Raw genomic sequence first — 14918 nt, 5'->3', positions numbered from 1 at the left:
CTGTCAGTAGCCCTGCCATACACTCCTCCTGAACCCAAACAATGGACAGGAGAATGTATGAGCAACGTAATTAACTGGTTTGAAATTCCGGTCGCCGATATGGATCGCGCCGTGGCGTTTTACGAGCCGGTGCTGCAGGTGACCCTGCGTCGGGAAAATATGGATTGCGCTGAAATGGCCGTTTTCCCGTATCAGGACCCGGCACCCGGCGGCGCGCTGGCAAAGTTTGACGGGGTTAAACCTGCCGATCAGGGATGTATTATCTATCTGCATACTGACAATCTGGCCGCCACGCTCGACCGCGTGAATTCCGCTGGCGGGAGCTGCGTCTTTGGCCCGCTTGAACTGGCGGACGATATTGGCACCATCGCGCTGTTTATGGATAGCGAAGGGAACCGGATTGGCTTGCATCAACCTAAACACCTGTCTCACTAACGCTCTTGACGCCAGTGGGCAGGCTTAAACCATGAGATAAGTTAAAAATGAGCCGACGCGCCGACCGCCTTTTTCAAATCGTGCAGATCCTGCGGGGGAGAAGGTTAACCACCGCCGGGCTGCTGGCGGAGCGGCTCGGCGTATCGGAGCGCACTATCTACCGGGATATCCGCGACCTGTCGCTCTCCGGCGTGCCGGTGGAGGGCGAGGCCGGAAGCGGATATCGCCTGCTGGCAGGCTACAGTTTACCGCCTCTGATGCTGACGACCGAGGAGTCGGAAGCGCTGGTGGCCGCCATTCGGCTACTGCAAACCTGGGGAGGCGAATCTCTGTCCCAGTCACTGGAGTCGGCTCGGGAAAAGGTGCTCGCGATTTTACCTGAAGAGAGTCGGCGTAAGGCCGAGCAATCGCGGCTGTTTGCGCCGGATTTTGGCGCCCAGGGGTACAGCAAAGCGCAGTTTGATCTGGTGCATCGGGCGGTTTCCGGCCAGCGGGTGCTGGCGCTGCATTACCGCGATGAAGCGGGAAAGGTGTCGCAGCGCGAAGTGCTGCCGCTGGGGCTCTTTTTCTGGGGGGAGCGCTGGCTGCTGGTGAGCTGGTGCGAGCTCCGCGACGATTATCGCTGCTTTCGTCTCGATCGCTGCCTGGACGTGGCTGCCACCGGGCGCCTTTTCAGCGAGCGGGCCGACCGGTCATTGAGCGATTTTCTGCGTAAGGTGAGGTGTGAAGAGCGTGAGCCATAAGGCGGGCCAATCGATATCCCCGGCGCCGAGGCCGGGGATCATCAGGCAGGATTAGAAGTTGTAACCCACCACGAAGTAACCACCCCAGCCGGTAGAGCGAACGTTGAAATCGCCATCGCCGAAGTTCAGCTTCGCATCATCGGCCCACTGGCCGCCGTTATGGAAGTAACGAGCGACGATCGAGTAGTGCCAGTGCGCGTAGTTCAGCGCCAGGATATGGCTGGAGGCGATGGAGTTGCCGGTGCGCGCGTGCTTGCCGTTCAAGTCATAGAAGTTGTCATTGCCCAGATCGGAACCCCAGTCAAAGTTGGTGAAGCCGATATAGCTCAGCGAACCGCCCCACAGGTCGGTCAGCGGGACAAAGTATTTCACTTTGAAACGGTAGCCATCCCATTCGTTTTCGTTGGATGCGCCGTAGTTCTGCCACTGATATTTCGCATAGACGTTCAGAGACAGGCTCATCGGCAGACCGGTATCGATATCGGTACCGAGACCCATATACCAGGTGCTCTGACGACCGGACGCGTTGCGGCCCATGTCGTAGATATAGTTGTTGGCGAAATACCACTCTTTGAACGGGCCGAAGCTGAGATCGGTATTGGTCAGCTTGTCGATAGAGAAACGCGGCTCAATTTCCATAAACAGTGGGGAACCGTGGTTCCAGATACCTTTGGCCGTGCTGTTACCGCCGAAGAATACCGGCGCATCCATGTAACCGTAGAAATCAAACCAGTCTTTTTTGGCAAACGCTTCGTATTCCAGATAGGTATCGTTACGAATTTGCGGTCCAAAACGGGTGTGGTAGCTACCCACCACGTTCACACTCTGGTGCCACCAATCGGACAGATACTGCGGTTTGTCGTTTTCTGCCGCGCCAGCAGTGAACGATGTGGACAGCGCCAGTACGGCGCCTGCTGCCAGTAATGTTTTTTTCATAAGGATGCCACTGTTTTGAATTAAGCCAAAAGGCGTGAAGAACGCTGCCGAAGCGTTTCTAAATATTTCGTATCTCTGTGGGGGTCTATTATAGAAATCATTGCTCACAAAAATACGTGTTGTTTCACATAACGTAAACATACGTAATCGATTGCGTTCACGATTCTATGCATTTCCTGGCAGAATGCCACTGAAATTGATCCAGACGGTCAATTTTTACTGAACTGTTTGGAAAAACTGTAAATGGATTTTGGGGCGGTCGAATCCGGGTATCGGCGACACCCGGCGAAGGCGATTATTGTGCGCTTGCGGGCTGGATATCGTGAATACGCAGGAAGCCAAGCTGCTGAGGCGTGACGCCGTTCAGGCGGAGCGGAATATCGACGTCGCTCGGCGCCAGGATGCTGGCAGGGGCGCTAATCAGCCGATCGCGCACGTTAACCTCCCGGTAATTCTGCGTGGTGCCGGTGAGTTGCCCCCAGGCGACGGTGGCGCTGAACGCCGGTAGCGGGTCGTTTGATTCCCCCTGAATACGCAGCGTCAGGCGGGTACCGTCGGCGTCGGCGGCGATATCACGCAGCGACATACGCAGTGTGCCTATCTGGCTTTCGAGGCGCGCCGGGGTCCTGGCGCCGGGCAAAAGATAAACGCCGCTGCTCGATTTCGCATTCAGTGCGTTTTGCTGGGTGATTTTCACCGTCTGCTGATTAAGCTGAGTCATCTCTTTGCTCAATGTGCTCACGCTTTCATGCATCTGACGGACTTCACTTTGCTGTGCGCAGGCGCTGAGGGTAAACAGCGTGCTCAGCATCGCCAGCTTCAAATAACGTCTTGTCATGGTCATGGATTCCGTTTTCAGGGGGATATTTCATGGTAGATCGTCTCCGTCCACGAGCCATAGATCCTTTGTCTCAAAAGCTCTTTCTTTGTTGTCGCGGCACTTCGCGGTAAACTACCTGTCAGTTTAACTTCCTGTCAGGACGCGCTATGCATTGCCCTTTCTGTTTCGCCGTAGATACCAAAGTGATCGACTCTCGTCTGGTGGGCGAGGGCTCTTCTGTGCGTCGTCGTCGGCAGTGCCTGGTTTGTAACGAACGTTTCACCACCTTCGAGGTGGCGGAGCTGGTGATGCCGCGAGTGGTCAAGAGCAACGATGTGCGGGAGCCCTTCAATGAAGATAAACTGCGCAGCGGAATGCTGAAAGCGTTGGAAAAACGGCCGGTCAGCGCCGATGATGTGGAAATGGCGCTCAATCATATCAAAACCCATTTACGCGGTACCGGCGAGCGCGAAGTCCCGAGCAAAATGATCGGCAACCTGGTGATGGAGCAGCTGAAAAAGCTCGATAAAGTCGCCTATATCCGCTTTGCTTCCGTCTATCGTAGTTTTGAAGATATCAAAGAATTCGGCGAAGAGATCGCCCGCTTACAGGATTAAGCCATGCATGACGAAATGTACATGGCGCGAGCGCTTAAGCTGGCGCAGCGCGGGCGCTTCACCACCCATCCCAATCCGAATGTCGGCTGTGTGATCGTCAAGGACGCTGAGATCGTCGGCGAAGGTTTTCACTATCGCGCCGGCGAGCCGCATGCGGAAGTGCATGCGCTGCGTATGGCCGGCGAAAAAGCCCGGGGCGCCACCGCCTATGTGACCCTGGAGCCCTGTAGTCATCATGGCCGCACGCCGCCGTGCTGCGACGCGCTGATTGCCGCGGGCGTGACCCGCGTCGTGGCCGCTATGCAGGACCCCAACCCGCAGGTGGCGGGGCGCGGCCTGTATCGCCTGCAGCAGGCCGGTATTGACGTCAGCCATGGCCTGATGATCGGCGAAGCCGAAGCGCTGAACAAAGGTTTCCTCAAGCGGATGCGCACCGGTTTCCCCTACGTACAGCTAAAAATGGGCGCTTCACTGGACGGTCGCACCGCGATGGCCAGCGGAGAAAGCCAGTGGATCACCTCGCCGCAGGCGCGACGCGACGTGCAGCGCCTGCGGGCGCAAAGCCATGCGATCCTGACCAGCAGCGCGACTGTGCTGGCAGACGATCCGGCATTAACCGTACGCTGGGAAGAGCTCGGTGCCGATATTCGCGCCCGCTACCCGCAGGAAAACCTGCGCCAGCCGCTGCGTATTGTTGTCGATAGCCATAATCGCGTTACCCCTGAGCACCGCATCGTGCAGCAGCCCGGAGAGACGCTGTTCGCTCGCACCCGGGCCGATGACCGCAACTGGCCGGAAAGCGTGCGAACGCTGATGGTGCCGGAACACAACGGCCATCTCGATCTGGTGTTGCTGATGATGCAGCTTGGCAAACAGCAGATTAACAGCATTTGGGTAGAAGCGGGCCCGACGCTCGCCGGCGCGCTGTTGCAGGCCGGGCTGGTGGACGAGCTTATCGTCTATATTGCGCCTAAACTGTTAGGCAGCGACGCGCGCGGGCTATGCGTGCTACCGGGGCTTGAGAAACTGGCCGATGTCCCCCATTTCAAATTCAACGAGATACGCCAGACAGGTCCCGATCTTTGCCTGCATTTAGTCGGCGCATAATCTCCCTGACCGACAGGGAAGGCAGCATCGCTACACGCATTCATTCAGGATGCGTCGAGGCGGCCAACCGGAGAATCCTGCTTGCTTACGGTGGTAAGCGACCGGGGTCGACAGGCGCTGCCAACGCGCAGGCAGTTTGAAGGATGAAGTGTATAAATTATTATGATAGAATCCGCCCCCCTTGCGGGGCTATATGAACCCGAAGGAAGAGTATGAACATTATTGAAGCTAACGTTGCTACCCCGGACGCTCGCGTCGCCATCACCATTGCGCGTTTCAACAACTTTATCAATGACAGCCTGCTGGAAGGCGCTATTGACGCTCTCAAGCGCATCGGTCAGGTAAAAGATGAAAATATTACCGTTGTTTGGGTTCCAGGCGCGTATGAGCTGCCGCTGGCGGCTGGCGTGCTGGCTAAAACCGGTAAATATGACGCGGTGATTGCTCTGGGTACGGTGATTCGTGGGGGTACCGCGCACTTTGAATATGTGGCTGGCGGAGCAAGCAATGGCCTCGCACATGTCGCGCAGGACAGCGAAATCCCGGTAGCCTTTGGTGTTCTGACGACAGAAAGCATTGAACAAGCCATCGAACGCGCTGGTACCAAAGCCGGTAACAAAGGCGCAGAAGCTGCGCTGACCGCGCTGGAAATGATTAACGTATTGAAAGCCATCAAGGCCTGAATTTTTTTGTAAGGGGAATTCCGTGAAACCTGCTGCTCGTCGCCGCGCCCGTGAGTGTGCTGTCCAGGCGCTTTACTCCTGGCAGTTGTCCCAGAACGACATCGCTGATGTTGAATACCAGTTCCTGGCGGAGCAGGATGTCAAAGATGTTGACGTTCTGTATTTCCGCGAACTGCTGTCCGGAGTGGCGACTAACAGCGCATACCTCGACGGCCTGATGAAGCCGTACCTGTCCCGACTGCTTGAAGAGCTGGGTCAGGTAGAGAAAGCGGTACTGCGTATCGCCCTGTTCGAGTTGTCTAAACGTGACGATGTGCCGTACAAAGTTGCGATTAACGAAGCTATCGAACTGGCGAAAACCTTCGGCGCCGAAGATAGCCACAAGTTTGTTAACGGCGTGCTGGACAAAGCAGCCCCGGCAATTCGTCCCAACAAAAAGTAAACTCCAGGCCGGGTCTCGCGGGATGTCATCCACGCAAGGTCCGGCCTTATTCTTTTCTTTTGCTGAGGCATAACGTATGGCATGCGGCGAATTTTCCCTGATTGCCCGTTATTTTGATCGCGTAAAAAGCAGGCGTCTCGATGTGGAAACCGGCATCGGCGATGACTGCGCTCTCCTGAACATTCCCGAGAAAAAAACGCTGGCAATCAGCACCGACACCCTGGTGGCGGGCAACCATTTTTTACCTGATATCGATCCTGCCGATCTCGCTTACAAGGCGCTGGCGGTCAATTTGAGCGATCTCGCGGCGATGGGCGCTGAACCGGCGTGGTTAACGCTGGCGTTAACGCTGCCGGCAGCGGATGAAGCCTGGCTGGAATCGTTCAGCGACAGCCTGTTCATGCAGCTCAACTATTACGATATGCAGCTGATCGGCGGTGATACTACTCGCGGTCCGCTGTCGATGACCCTGGGTATTCACGGTTTTGTCCCGCCGGGGCGCGCGCTGAAGCGTTCCGGGGCGAAACCCGGCGACTGGGTATATGTCACCGGCACCCCCGGCGACAGCGCCGCAGGGTTGGCTATTTTGCAGGACCGTCTGGTGGTGGAGTCAGCCGCTGACGCCGACTACCTGCTGGCGCGCCATCTGCGCCCGATGCCGCGCGTGCTGCAAGGGCAGGCGCTACGCGATCTGGCCAGCTCGGCTATCGATCTGTCCGACGGTCTGATCTCCGATCTGGGGCACATTCTGAAGGCCAGTGGCTGCGGCGCGCGGATCGACCTTGACGCAATGCCGTTATCCGATGCGCTGCTGCGCCATGCAGAGAGGGAGCAGGCGCTGCGCTGGGCGCTCTCTGGCGGTGAAGACTACGAACTGTGTTTTACCGTGCCGGAGCTTAACCGCGGCGCGCTTGACGTGGCTATCGGCCAGCTTGGGGCGCGCTTTACCTGCATTGGACAGATTAGCGCCGAGGCGGACGGTTTGCAGCTGATGCAATCCGGTAAACCGGTCCAGCTGGATTTACAGGGGTACGATCACTTTGGTGCGTAGTAAAGATGTCGCAAAAAGTCGCCTCAATATGCGCAATCCGTGGCATTTGCTGGCGACCGGTTTTGGTAGCGGGTTAAGCCCCGTGGTGCCCGGTACGATGGGCTCGCTGGCCTCAATCCCGTTCTGGTATCTGATGACATTTCTCCCCTGGCAGCTCTATTCGCTGGTGGTGATGATGAGCATCTGTATCGGGGTGTATATTTGCCACCGCACGGCGAAAGATATGGGCACCCACGACCACGGCAGTATTGTCTGGGATGAGTTTGTCGGGATGTGGATCACCCTGATGGCGTTGCCGACGCTTGACTGGCAATGGGTCGCCGCCGGGTTTGTGATTTTCCGTATTTTTGATATGTGGAAACCGTGGCCCATTCGCTGGTTTGACCGCAATATTCACGGCGGGATGGGGATCATGGTCGATGATATCGTCGCCGGGGTGATCTCTGCCGGCGTGCTGTACGTCATAGGCCATCACTGGCCGATTGGTCTTTTCTAAATACGGTCCTGCGTAGCGCCCCTGGGAAATCGAGCAGGCAGGCGTTTCCCGGAGGCGGTGCTGCGCACCTGTGCGGGCTACCGGCCCGCAGGCGTTGGTGAACCTGTAGCCCGGCTAAGCGCAGCGCGAGCCGGGAGCCGGGAGCCTCGTGGGAACAATGAGTTACTTGAACCCGACAATCGGATGCGGCTTATACGGCGCTTCCAGCTTTTCTACCTGTTCGGGCGTCAGCGTTAAATCCACCGCGCCCAGCAGGTCGTCGAGCTGCTCCTGCCTGGAGGCGCCGACGATTGGCGCGGCGATACCCGGTTTACTCAATAGCCAGGCCAGCGCCACCTGGGCGCGGTTGGCACCGACTTCTTCCGCCACTTCAGCCAGATTCTGCGCAATCAGCGCATCGTTTTCATCGCTGGCGCTGTAGAGCGATTTGCCAAACTCATCGGATACCAGCCGGGCGGTGGTTTCGCCCCACGGACGGGTGAGTCGGCCCCGCGCCAGCGGACTCCAGGGAATGACCGATACGCCCGAGCGCTGGCACAGCGGCAGCATCTCGTTCTCTTCTTCGCGATAAATCAGATTGTAATGATCCTGCATGGTCACAAAGCGCGCCCAGCCGTTGCTCTCCTGAAGCTGTAGCGCCTGCGCAAACTGGCGAGCGTGCATCGATGAGGCGCCGATATAGCGCGCTTTCCCGACCTTAACAACCTCATTTAGCGCTTCCAGGGTCTCTTCAATCGGCGTGCTGTAGTCCCAACGATGGATCTGCAGCAGGTCGACATATTCCATACCTAAGCGGCGCAGGCTGTCATCGATAGAGCGCAGGATCTGCGCACGCGAGAGGCCCTCCGGCAGATCCCCGACCTGGTGATACACTTTTGTCGCCACCACCACTTCGTCGCGGTGGGCGAAATCGCGTAGCGCGCGGCCAACAATCTCTTCGCTGCTGCCGTCAGAGTAGCTGTTCGCGGTATCAAAAAAGTTGATGCCGCCTTCCAGCGCACGCTGAATAAGCGGTCGGCTGCTCTCTTCCGGTAGGGTCCAGGCGTGCTTGCCTCGATCCGGCTCGCCAAAGGTCATGCAGCCGAGACACAGCCGGGAAACTCGCAGGTGGGTGGCTTCAGGCGTGATGTATTGCATTGATTTGCTCCTGCTATGCGCTTAAAAAAGGGGGTCTTTTAAGCATAGCAGGAGCCGTTACGGGGGTTATGCGAGCCAGGTGGTGATTTTCGCTTCGATACCGGCGGCATCCAGACCGAGGTCGGCGCGCACTTCTTCCTGCGTTCCCTGGGGAATAAAAACGTCCGGCAGGCCAATATTCAGCACCGGAACCGCACGGCGATTGGCCATCAGCAGCTCATTCACGCCGCTGCCCGCGCCGCCCATAATGGCATTCTCTTCCAGCGTCACCAGCACATCGTGGTCGGCGGCCAGCTGCAAAATAAGCGCATCATCGAGAGGTTTGACAAAACGCATATCGACCAGCGTGGCGTTGAGCTTGTCTGCCACCTGCGCCGCTTCTGGCAGCAAAGTACCGAAGTTGAGGATCGCCACTTTTTCGCCCGTGCGTTTTACCACGCCTTTGCCGATTGGCAACGAGGCCAGCGGCTGCAGGGTGGCGCCGGTGCCGGTCCCGCGCGGGTAGCGAACCGCGCTTGGCCCTTCATTGTAGTGATAGCCGGTGTAGAGCATCTGACGGCACTCGTTTTCGTCGCTCGGCGTCATGATCACCATATCCGGGATACAGCGCAGGAAGGAGAGGTCGAATGCGCCCTGATGCGTTTGTCCGTCGGCGCCGACGATTCCCGCGCGGTCGATGGCAAACAAAACCGGCAGCTTCTGGATGGCGACATCATGGATCACCTGATCGTAGGCGCGCTGCAGGAAGGTGGAGTAAATGGCCACCACCGGCTTGTAGTCGCCGATCGCCAGGCCGGCGGCAAAGGTCACCGCGTGCTGTTCTGCAATCGCCACATCGAAATACTGGTCAGGGTATTTCCTCGAAAACTCGACCATCCCCGAGCCTTCGCGCATTGCGGGCGTAATGGCCATCAGCTTGCTGTCTTTCGCCGCGGTTTCGCACAGCCAGTCGCCAAAAATTTTCGAGTAGGAGGGCAGGCCGCCGCTGCTTTTCGGCAGAACCCCGCTGGTATGGTCAAATTTTGGCACCGCGTGGAAGGTAATCGGGTCTTTTTCCGCCGGCTCATAGCCGCGACCTTTTTTGGTCATAATATGCAGGAACTGCGGCCCTTTCAGGTCGCGCATATTTTTCAGCGTATTGACCAGGCCGAGTACATCGTGGCCGTCCACCGGGCCGATGTAGTTGAAGCCCAGCTCTTCAAACAGGGTACCGGGCACGACCATCCCTTTGAGATGTTCTTCGGTGCGTTTGAGCAGCTCTTTAATCGGCGGCACGCCAGAGAAGACCTTTTTGCCGCCTTCGCGCAGCGTGGAGTACAGTTTGCCGGAGAGCAGTTGCGCCAGATGGTTATTCAGCGCGCCGACGTTCTCCGAAATCGACATTTCGTTGTCATTGAGCACCACCAGCAGATCGGGTTTGATATCGCCCGCATGGTTCATGGCCTCAAACGCCATACCTGCGGTAATCGCGCCGTCGCCAATGACGCACACCGCACGTCGCTGTTTATCTTCTTTCGCGGCGGCGATCGCCACCCCGATGCCCGCAGAAATGGAGGTTGATGAGTGGCCGACGCTCAGGACGTCATATTCGCTTTCGCCGCGCCACGGGAACGGATGCAGTCCGCCTTTCTGCCGAATGGTGCCGATTTTATCGCGGCGTCCGGTCAGAATTTTATGCGGGTAGGCCTGGTGGCCCACGTCCCAGATTAAACGGTCAAAAGGCGTGTTATAGACGTAGTGAAGCGCCACGGTCAGTTCGACCGTGCCGAGGCCGGAGGCAAAATGCCCGCTGGAACGGCTGACGCTGTCCAGCAGGTAGCGCCGGAGTTCGTCGCACAGTTTCGGCAGGCTGTCTTTCGGCAACAAACGCAACTCCTGGGTGGAATCCACCAGCGCCAGGGTCGGGTATTTGGCAATATCAAAACTCATCAGAGACTCTTATTGTTTATTTATCACGCTGAATTATGTAATTCGCGAGCGCTTCCAGTGCCGTCGTATCCAGAGATTGCGCGGCCAGCTCACTCAGCGACTGACGGGCGTCTTCAATCAGGTCATGCGCTTTTTTACGCGCTTGTTCAAGTCCCAGAAGCGCAGGATAGGTGCTTTTGCCTAGCTGCTGGTCAGCTCCCTGGCGTTTGCCAAGGGTCGCAGTATCCCCTACCACGTCAAGAATGTCATCCTGGACCTGGAAGGCGAGACCGATATTTTGCGCAAAGCGATCGAGCGCCGGCAGGGCCGCCCGGCCGCGTTCACCTGCGCTCAGCGCGCCCATACGCACCGCGGCGCATATCAGCGCGCCGGTTTTGTGGCGATGGATACGCTCCAGCGCCTGCAGGTCAACCTGGTGGCCTTCGGCTTGCAGATCCAGCGCCTGTCCGCCGCACATTCCGGCGACGCCACTGGCCTGCGCCAGCGTCGAAACCATGGCCAGACGATCGCTGTCCGGCACTTCAGGCATTGGCGCATCACTCAGTATAGAAAATGCCAGCGTTTGTAGGGCATCTCCGGCAAGAATTGCGTTTGCTTCACCAAATTTAATGTGGCTGGTCGGCAGACCGCGACGCAGATCGTCATCGTCCATGGCGGGCAGATCGTCATGCATCAGAGAGTAAGCATGGATGCATTCGACGGCGGCGGCCGGGGCGTCCAGCGTCGCGCGGCTGACGCCGAACATGTCGCCGGTGGCATAGACGAGGAACGGGCGCAGGCGTTTTCCGCCTAATAGTGCGCCGTACTGCATGGCTTCAACCAGTGGAGTGTTCTGAAAAGGCAGCGGAGCGAGGAAACGACGTAGTGCGTCGTTGGCCTGCTCAACGCAAGCATGTAATTGTTGCGAGAAGTCCATTTATTCAGCATCCGGTGTAAACGGCGTCAGCGGGCTATCCTCGCTGTCGGCCAGCAGAATCTGGACGCGCTGTTCGGCCTGCTGCAATCGGGCCTGCCCCTGACGCGCCAGCTGTACGCCGCGCTCAAATTCGCTGAGCGCCTCTTCTAGCGGCAGCGCGCCGCTTTCCAGACGATTAACAATCTGCTCCAGCTCGCCCAGGGCGGTTTCAAAGCTGGCCGGGGCCTCATTTTTCTTTGGCATAGTGAATATAGACTCTTGTAATGTCGCGACAGCAATATGGTAACGAAGTCACGTGGTTAAGCAAATATACACCTCATCCTTTCGCGGAATCGTTGCCGAAAACGCGCAAACGGGTGGCTGGCAAGTGGGTTATGCCCCCGCCGCGCGGGCGCATCCTGAATGATTTTATGTAAAACGCGCAATGCGAGGCGCAATGTACGCAATGGTGATATACTGCGCTCCCTGGATGCAGGCACCGCGGTGCGCTGCAGTACAACTTTTGCTTAAAGCCCGTCGGGCTTGCCAACGAACTATTGTCGCCATGAAGTTTATCATTAAATTGTTCCCGGAAATCACCATCAAAAGCCAATCCGTGAGATTGCGCTTCATTAAGATCTTAACCGGGAACATTCGTAACGTTCTCAAAAACTATGATGAGACGCTTGCCGTCGTTCGTCATTGGGATCATATCGAAGTTCGCGCGAAAGACGAAAATCAGCGTCCGGTGATTCGCGATGCGCTGACCCGAATCCCGGGTATCCATCATATTCTGGAAGTCGAAGACGTCCCGTTTACTTCACTGCACGATATTTTTGAGCAAACGCTGCCGCTGTGGCGTGAAACGCTGGAAGGCAAAACCTTCTGCGTGCGCGTAAAACGTCGCGGGAAGCATGAGTTTACCTCTATCGAAGTGGAGCGCTATGTCGGCGGCGGTCTGAACCAGCATATCGAAACGGCGCGCGTGAAGCTGACTGACCCGGACATTACGGTCAATCTGGAAATTGAAAACGACCGCCTGCTGCTGGTCAAAGGGCGCTACGAAGGCATCGGTGGTTTCCCGATCGGCACGCAGGAAGATGTGCTGTCGCTGATTTCCGGCGGCTTTGACTCCGGCGTCTCCAGCTACATGCTGATGCGTCGCGGCTGTCGCGTACACTACTGCTTCTTTAATCTCGGCGGCGCGGCGCATGAAATCGGCGTTCGTCAGGTGGCGCACTACCTGTGGAACCGCTTCGGTAGCTCACACCGCGTGCGTTTCGTGGCGATTAACTTCGAACCGGTGGTGGGGGAGATCCTCGAAAAAGTCGACGACGGTCAGATGGGCGTAGTGCTGAAGCGCATGATGGTCCGTGCGGCGTCGAAAGTCGCCGAACGCTATGGTGTGCAGGCGCTGGTGACCGGCGAAGCGCTGGGCCAGGTGTCCAGCCAGACCCTGACCAACCTGCGTCTGATCGACAATGTCTCCGACACCCTGATTCTGCGCCCGCTGATTTCGCACGATAAAGAGCACATCATCGATCTGGCCCGTGAAATCGGCACCGAAGATTTTGCCCGCACCATGCCGGAATATTGCGGCGTGATTTCGAAGAGCCCGACCGTGAAAGCGGTGAAGGCGAATATTGAGGCGGAAGAAGAGAACTTCGACTTTAGCATCCTCGATAAAGTGGTGGCGGAAGCGAATAACGTGGATATTCGCGATATCGCCCAGCAGACTCAGCAGGACGTGGTGGAAGTAGAAACCGTAACCGGCTTTAGCCCGAATGACGTCATTCTGGATATTCGTTCTGTTGATGAGCAGGATGAAAAGCCGCTGAAGGTTGAAGGCGTTGAAGTCGTGTCATTGCCGTTCTACAAGCTGAGCACCCAGTTCGGCAATCTCGACCAGAGCAAAACCTGGCTGCTGTGGTGCGAACGTGGCGTGATGAGCCGTCTGCAGGCGCTGTACCTGCGTGAGCAGGGCTTTGAGAACGTGAAGGTTTACCGCCCGTAAGCCGCTTCGCGTGAAGAGAATCCCGGATAGCGGCAGTCATGCCTTATCCGGGCTACCGGTTGCGTAGCCGTCTGTGGCTCAGGCTTCGTAGTAGTTATAAATCCCCGCCGCCATCACCAGTTGCGATGCAACCTCATAAGCTTTTTCACGCCCGACCAGCAGGTCGATCATTTTGAGCGCAAAATCAATCGCTGTTCCCGGCCCCTGGCTGGTGAGCAGGTTGACCCGCGGGTCCCAGACCACGCGTTTGTCCTGCCACTGATCTTCAGGGATACGATCTTTGAGGGCCGGAAAGCCGGTCATGTTGCCGACTGGAAAAAGGTTATGCGGCACCAGTACGGTCGCCGTCGCCGCGCAGATGGCGGCAACAATGCGTCCGGAAAGATGAAACTGGCGGACCGTTTCCACCAGCAGCGGGCTGTCGCGGAAATACTCCGCGCCTTTTATCCCGCCGGGAAGGACGATAATGTCATAATCGCCGTCGGCGACTTCGACCAGCGGCGCATCGGCCAGCAGCTTGACGCCCCGCGAGCAGACGATAGTCAGGCTGCCATCGCTGGCGACGCTGGCCGTGGTGACCTGCACGCCGCCGCGGACCAGTAAATCCATGGTGGTGACCGCTTCGGTCTCTTCGCTACCAGGGGCGAGGCAAATCAGTGCTGACGCGCTCATATTCATTCTCCTTACGCTTTACCAGTTCAAACAAACGGGCGTTTTCCGGTACGGCAAGGCCGTGAGCGCGGGCGCGCTTCAGTAGAAAACCGGTGATATAGTCGATTTCCGTACGACGCTGCGCGCGGATATCCTGCAACATCGAAGAGATATTTTCTGCCGTACTTTCAATGACCTGATGAACATAAAATAACAGGTTTTCCGGTGAGGTATGAATACCTTCGCGCTCCATGACCGCGGCGACCTCCCGGCAGATGACCTCAACTTCCTGCGGATAGTCGCGCAAATCGCCGTTGCGGCACTCCTTCAGCGCCGTCAGCGGGTTAATCACGCAGTTGACCGCCAGTTTGCTCCACGTTGCCGGGCGGATGTTATTATGCCAGGCGACGTCCGGCAGGACGCTTTGCAGGGTATCGGCCAGGTCGCTGTAATCCTGCGGATAGTCTTTCGCCGGGCCTATATGCGTCGTGCCGCTGGCGACGTGCACAATGACGTTGCCGTCGCGGCGCGCAGCCTGGGTCGTGGAGCCCAGCAGCAGCGGCTGCTGCACGCCTTTCAGCTCATCGACGGTTCCCATGCCGTTATGGATAAGCAGGATCGGCGACGAGGCGGGTAGCGTCTGGGCCAGATTTTTTACCGCGTTAGAGACCTGCCAGGCTTTCAGGGTCACCAGCAGCAGGTCGCTACTGGCGAGAAAGTCAGGATCGTTGGCGGTTAGCGACTCATTAAAAATTGTCCCGTCGGTCTCAATCAGATTGACGCTACAGAAGGGTTGTGGGACGCGCAGCCAGCCCTGGACATCGTGTCCGTGTTTGCATAACGCGGTTAGCCACAGTTGCCCCAGCGCACCGCATCCGAGTACGGTTACTTTCATTGTTCCTCCTCACCTGCGACTACCCCAGGCATTTATAGCTAAAGTATATACTCGTTGCGCTGCCGGC

17 protein-coding genes are annotated in these 14918 nt (G+C 57.5%); 9 read left to right on the top strand and 8 right to left on the bottom strand.

What is annotated here, in order from left to right; all coding sequences use genetic code 11:
- Nucleotides 1-57: 57 nt before the first annotated feature.
- Together Electrica_RS19630 and Electrica_RS19625 are read left to right on the top strand one after the other, a co-directional pair.
- Nucleotides 58-435 carry a VOC family protein gene (locus tag Electrica_RS19630; protein ID WP_141965224.1) on the top strand — a complete coding sequence of 126 codons (378 nt, stop codon included), beginning with the start codon at nucleotides 58-60 and terminating at the stop codon, nucleotides 433-435.
- Between the two features lie 47 nt (nucleotides 436-482).
- Nucleotides 483-1178 carry a helix-turn-helix transcriptional regulator gene (locus Electrica_RS19625; RefSeq protein ID WP_100683104.1) on the top strand — a complete coding sequence of 232 codons (696 nt, stop codon included), beginning with the start codon at nucleotides 483-485 and terminating at the stop codon, nucleotides 1176-1178.
- 51 nt (nucleotides 1179-1229) lie between these two features.
- On the opposite strand, the gene Electrica_RS19620 is transcribed toward Electrica_RS19625, so the two are convergent.
- Together Electrica_RS19620 and Electrica_RS19615 are read right to left on the bottom strand one after the other, a co-directional pair.
- The gene (locus tag Electrica_RS19620; protein WP_100683105.1) at nucleotides 1230-2114 is read right to left on the bottom strand and encodes a nucleoside-specific channel-forming protein Tsx; all 885 of its coding nucleotides are present in this window, start codon (nucleotides 2112-2114) and stop codon (nucleotides 1230-1232) included.
- A gap of 295 nt (nucleotides 2115-2409) precedes the next feature.
- Nucleotides 2410-2952 (bottom strand): SadB/YajI family lipoprotein, encoded by a 543-nt coding sequence (locus Electrica_RS19615; protein ID WP_131047479.1) that lies wholly within the window; start codon nucleotides 2950-2952, stop codon nucleotides 2410-2412.
- A gap of 149 nt (nucleotides 2953-3101) precedes the next feature.
- Between Electrica_RS19615 and nrdR the strand changes: the two genes are divergently transcribed.
- From nrdR to pgpA, 6 genes are all read left to right on the top strand, one after another.
- Nucleotides 3102-3551: a transcriptional regulator NrdR gene (gene nrdR / locus Electrica_RS19610; RefSeq protein WP_004858609.1), complete on the top strand. Its 450-nt coding sequence runs from the start codon at nucleotides 3102-3104 to the stop codon at nucleotides 3549-3551.
- 3 nt (nucleotides 3552-3554) lie between these two features.
- Nucleotides 3555-4658 carry a bifunctional diaminohydroxyphosphoribosylaminopyrimidine deaminase/5-amino-6-(5-phosphoribosylamino)uracil reductase RibD gene (gene ribD / locus Electrica_RS19605; RefSeq protein WP_141965223.1) on the top strand — a complete coding sequence of 368 codons (1104 nt, stop codon included), beginning with the start codon at nucleotides 3555-3557 and terminating at the stop codon, nucleotides 4656-4658.
- A gap of 212 nt (nucleotides 4659-4870) precedes the next feature.
- Nucleotides 4871-5341: a 6,7-dimethyl-8-ribityllumazine synthase gene (gene ribH, locus Electrica_RS19600; RefSeq protein ID WP_004858618.1), complete on the top strand. Its 471-nt coding sequence runs from the start codon at nucleotides 4871-4873 to the stop codon at nucleotides 5339-5341.
- 22 nt (nucleotides 5342-5363) lie between these two features.
- Nucleotides 5364-5783, top strand: coding sequence for a transcription antitermination factor NusB (gene nusB, locus Electrica_RS19595; RefSeq protein ID WP_004858621.1), 420 nt, complete (start codon nucleotides 5364-5366; stop codon nucleotides 5781-5783).
- A gap of 76 nt (nucleotides 5784-5859) precedes the next feature.
- On the top strand, nucleotides 5860-6834 hold the full coding sequence (thiL, locus tag Electrica_RS19590; protein WP_141965222.1) for a thiamine-phosphate kinase: 975 nt from the start codon (nucleotides 5860-5862) through the stop codon (nucleotides 6832-6834).
- 28 nt (nucleotides 6835-6862) lie between these two features.
- Nucleotides 6863-7330 carry a phosphatidylglycerophosphatase A gene (gene pgpA / locus Electrica_RS19585; RefSeq protein ID WP_266095188.1) on the top strand — a complete coding sequence of 156 codons (468 nt, stop codon included), beginning with the start codon at nucleotides 6863-6865 and terminating at the stop codon, nucleotides 7328-7330.
- Between the two features lie 162 nt (nucleotides 7331-7492).
- Here the strand turns inward: pgpA and Electrica_RS19580 are convergent, their stop codons facing one another.
- From Electrica_RS19580 to xseB, 4 genes are all read right to left on the bottom strand, one after another.
- Entirely contained in the window at nucleotides 7493-8467 is a 975-nt protein-coding gene (locus tag Electrica_RS19580) for an aldo/keto reductase (RefSeq protein WP_141965221.1), read from the bottom strand.
- A 66-nt stretch (nucleotides 8468-8533) separates the two neighbouring features.
- Nucleotides 8534-10396 carry a 1-deoxy-D-xylulose-5-phosphate synthase gene (gene dxs, locus Electrica_RS19575; protein ID WP_100683110.1) on the bottom strand — a complete coding sequence of 621 codons (1863 nt, stop codon included), beginning with the start codon at nucleotides 10394-10396 and terminating at the stop codon, nucleotides 8534-8536.
- 16 nt (nucleotides 10397-10412) lie between these two features.
- Complete coding sequence (gene ispA, locus Electrica_RS19570; RefSeq protein ID WP_100683111.1) at nucleotides 10413-11312, bottom strand: (2E,6E)-farnesyl diphosphate synthase; 900 nt, start codon at nucleotides 11310-11312, stop codon at nucleotides 10413-10415.
- Nucleotides 11313-11555, bottom strand: a complete 243-nt coding sequence (gene xseB, locus Electrica_RS19565) for an exodeoxyribonuclease VII small subunit (RefSeq protein WP_004858644.1) — start codon at nucleotides 11553-11555, stop codon at nucleotides 11313-11315.
- Nucleotides 11556-11856: 301 nt separating this feature from the next.
- On the opposite strand from xseB, the gene thiI reads away from it, so the two are divergent.
- On the top strand, nucleotides 11857-13305 hold the full coding sequence (gene thiI / locus Electrica_RS19560; RefSeq protein WP_141965220.1) for a tRNA uracil 4-sulfurtransferase ThiI: 1449 nt from the start codon (nucleotides 11857-11859) through the stop codon (nucleotides 13303-13305).
- Between the two features lie 78 nt (nucleotides 13306-13383).
- On the opposite strand, the gene yajL is transcribed toward thiI, so the two are convergent.
- Complete coding sequence (gene yajL / locus Electrica_RS19555; RefSeq protein WP_141965219.1) at nucleotides 13384-13977, bottom strand: protein deglycase YajL; 594 nt, start codon at nucleotides 13975-13977, stop codon at nucleotides 13384-13386.
- Nucleotides 13940-14851, bottom strand: coding sequence for a 2-dehydropantoate 2-reductase (gene panE / locus Electrica_RS19550; RefSeq protein ID WP_100683114.1), 912 nt, complete (start codon nucleotides 14849-14851; stop codon nucleotides 13940-13942). The genes yajL and panE overlap by 38 nt, the downstream gene beginning before the upstream one ends.
- Nucleotides 14852-14918 lie beyond the last annotated feature (67 nt).

The sequence above is a fragment of the Klebsiella electrica genome (assembly GCF_006711645.1).
GTDB classification, from domain to species: domain Bacteria; phylum Pseudomonadota; class Gammaproteobacteria; order Enterobacterales; family Enterobacteriaceae; genus Klebsiella; species Klebsiella electrica.
Note: the sequence above shows the minus strand (reverse complement) of the source record. Positions and strands in the feature narration are given on the sequence as shown.

Excerpts from the sequence above, each read along its gene's own strand:
- Electrica_RS19620 (WP_100683105.1), bottom strand. The coding sequence starts at position 2,114 with ATGAAAAAAACATTACTGGCAGCAGGCGCCGTACTGGCGCTGTCCACA.
- ispA (WP_100683111.1), bottom strand. The coding sequence starts at position 11,312 with ATGGACTTCTCGCAACAATTACATGCTTGCGTTGAGCAGGCCAACGAC.
- thiI (WP_141965220.1), top strand. The coding sequence starts at position 11,857 with ATGAAGTTTATCATTAAATTGTTCCCGGAAATCACCATCAAAAGCCAA.
- Electrica_RS19615 (WP_131047479.1), bottom strand. The coding sequence starts at position 2,952 with ATGACAAGACGTTATTTGAAGCTGGCGATGCTGAGCACGCTGTTTACC.
- dxs (WP_100683110.1), bottom strand. The coding sequence starts at position 10,396 with ATGAGTTTTGATATTGCCAAATACCCGACCCTGGCGCTGGTGGATTCC.
- pgpA (WP_266095188.1), top strand. The coding sequence starts at position 6,863 with ATGCGCAATCCGTGGCATTTGCTGGCGACCGGTTTTGGTAGCGGGTTA.
- thiL (WP_141965222.1), top strand. The coding sequence starts at position 5,860 with ATGGCATGCGGCGAATTTTCCCTGATTGCCCGTTATTTTGATCGCGTA.
- Electrica_RS19630 (WP_141965224.1), top strand. The coding sequence starts at position 58 with ATGAGCAACGTAATTAACTGGTTTGAAATTCCGGTCGCCGATATGGAT.
- yajL (WP_141965219.1), bottom strand. The coding sequence starts at position 13,977 with ATGAGCGCGTCAGCACTGATTTGCCTCGCCCCTGGTAGCGAAGAGACC.
- Electrica_RS19580 (WP_141965221.1), bottom strand. The coding sequence starts at position 8,467 with ATGCAATACATCACGCCTGAAGCCACCCACCTGCGAGTTTCCCGGCTG.
- nrdR (WP_004858609.1), top strand. The coding sequence starts at position 3,102 with ATGCATTGCCCTTTCTGTTTCGCCGTAGATACCAAAGTGATCGACTCT.
- ribD (WP_141965223.1), top strand. The coding sequence starts at position 3,555 with ATGCATGACGAAATGTACATGGCGCGAGCGCTTAAGCTGGCGCAGCGC.
- panE (WP_100683114.1), bottom strand. The coding sequence starts at position 14,851 with ATGAAAGTAACCGTACTCGGATGCGGTGCGCTGGGGCAACTGTGGCTA.
- Electrica_RS19625 (WP_100683104.1), top strand. The coding sequence starts at position 483 with ATGAGCCGACGCGCCGACCGCCTTTTTCAAATCGTGCAGATCCTGCGG.
- xseB (WP_004858644.1), bottom strand. The coding sequence starts at position 11,555 with ATGCCAAAGAAAAATGAGGCCCCGGCCAGCTTTGAAACCGCCCTGGGC.
- ribH (WP_004858618.1), top strand. The coding sequence starts at position 4,871 with ATGAACATTATTGAAGCTAACGTTGCTACCCCGGACGCTCGCGTCGCC.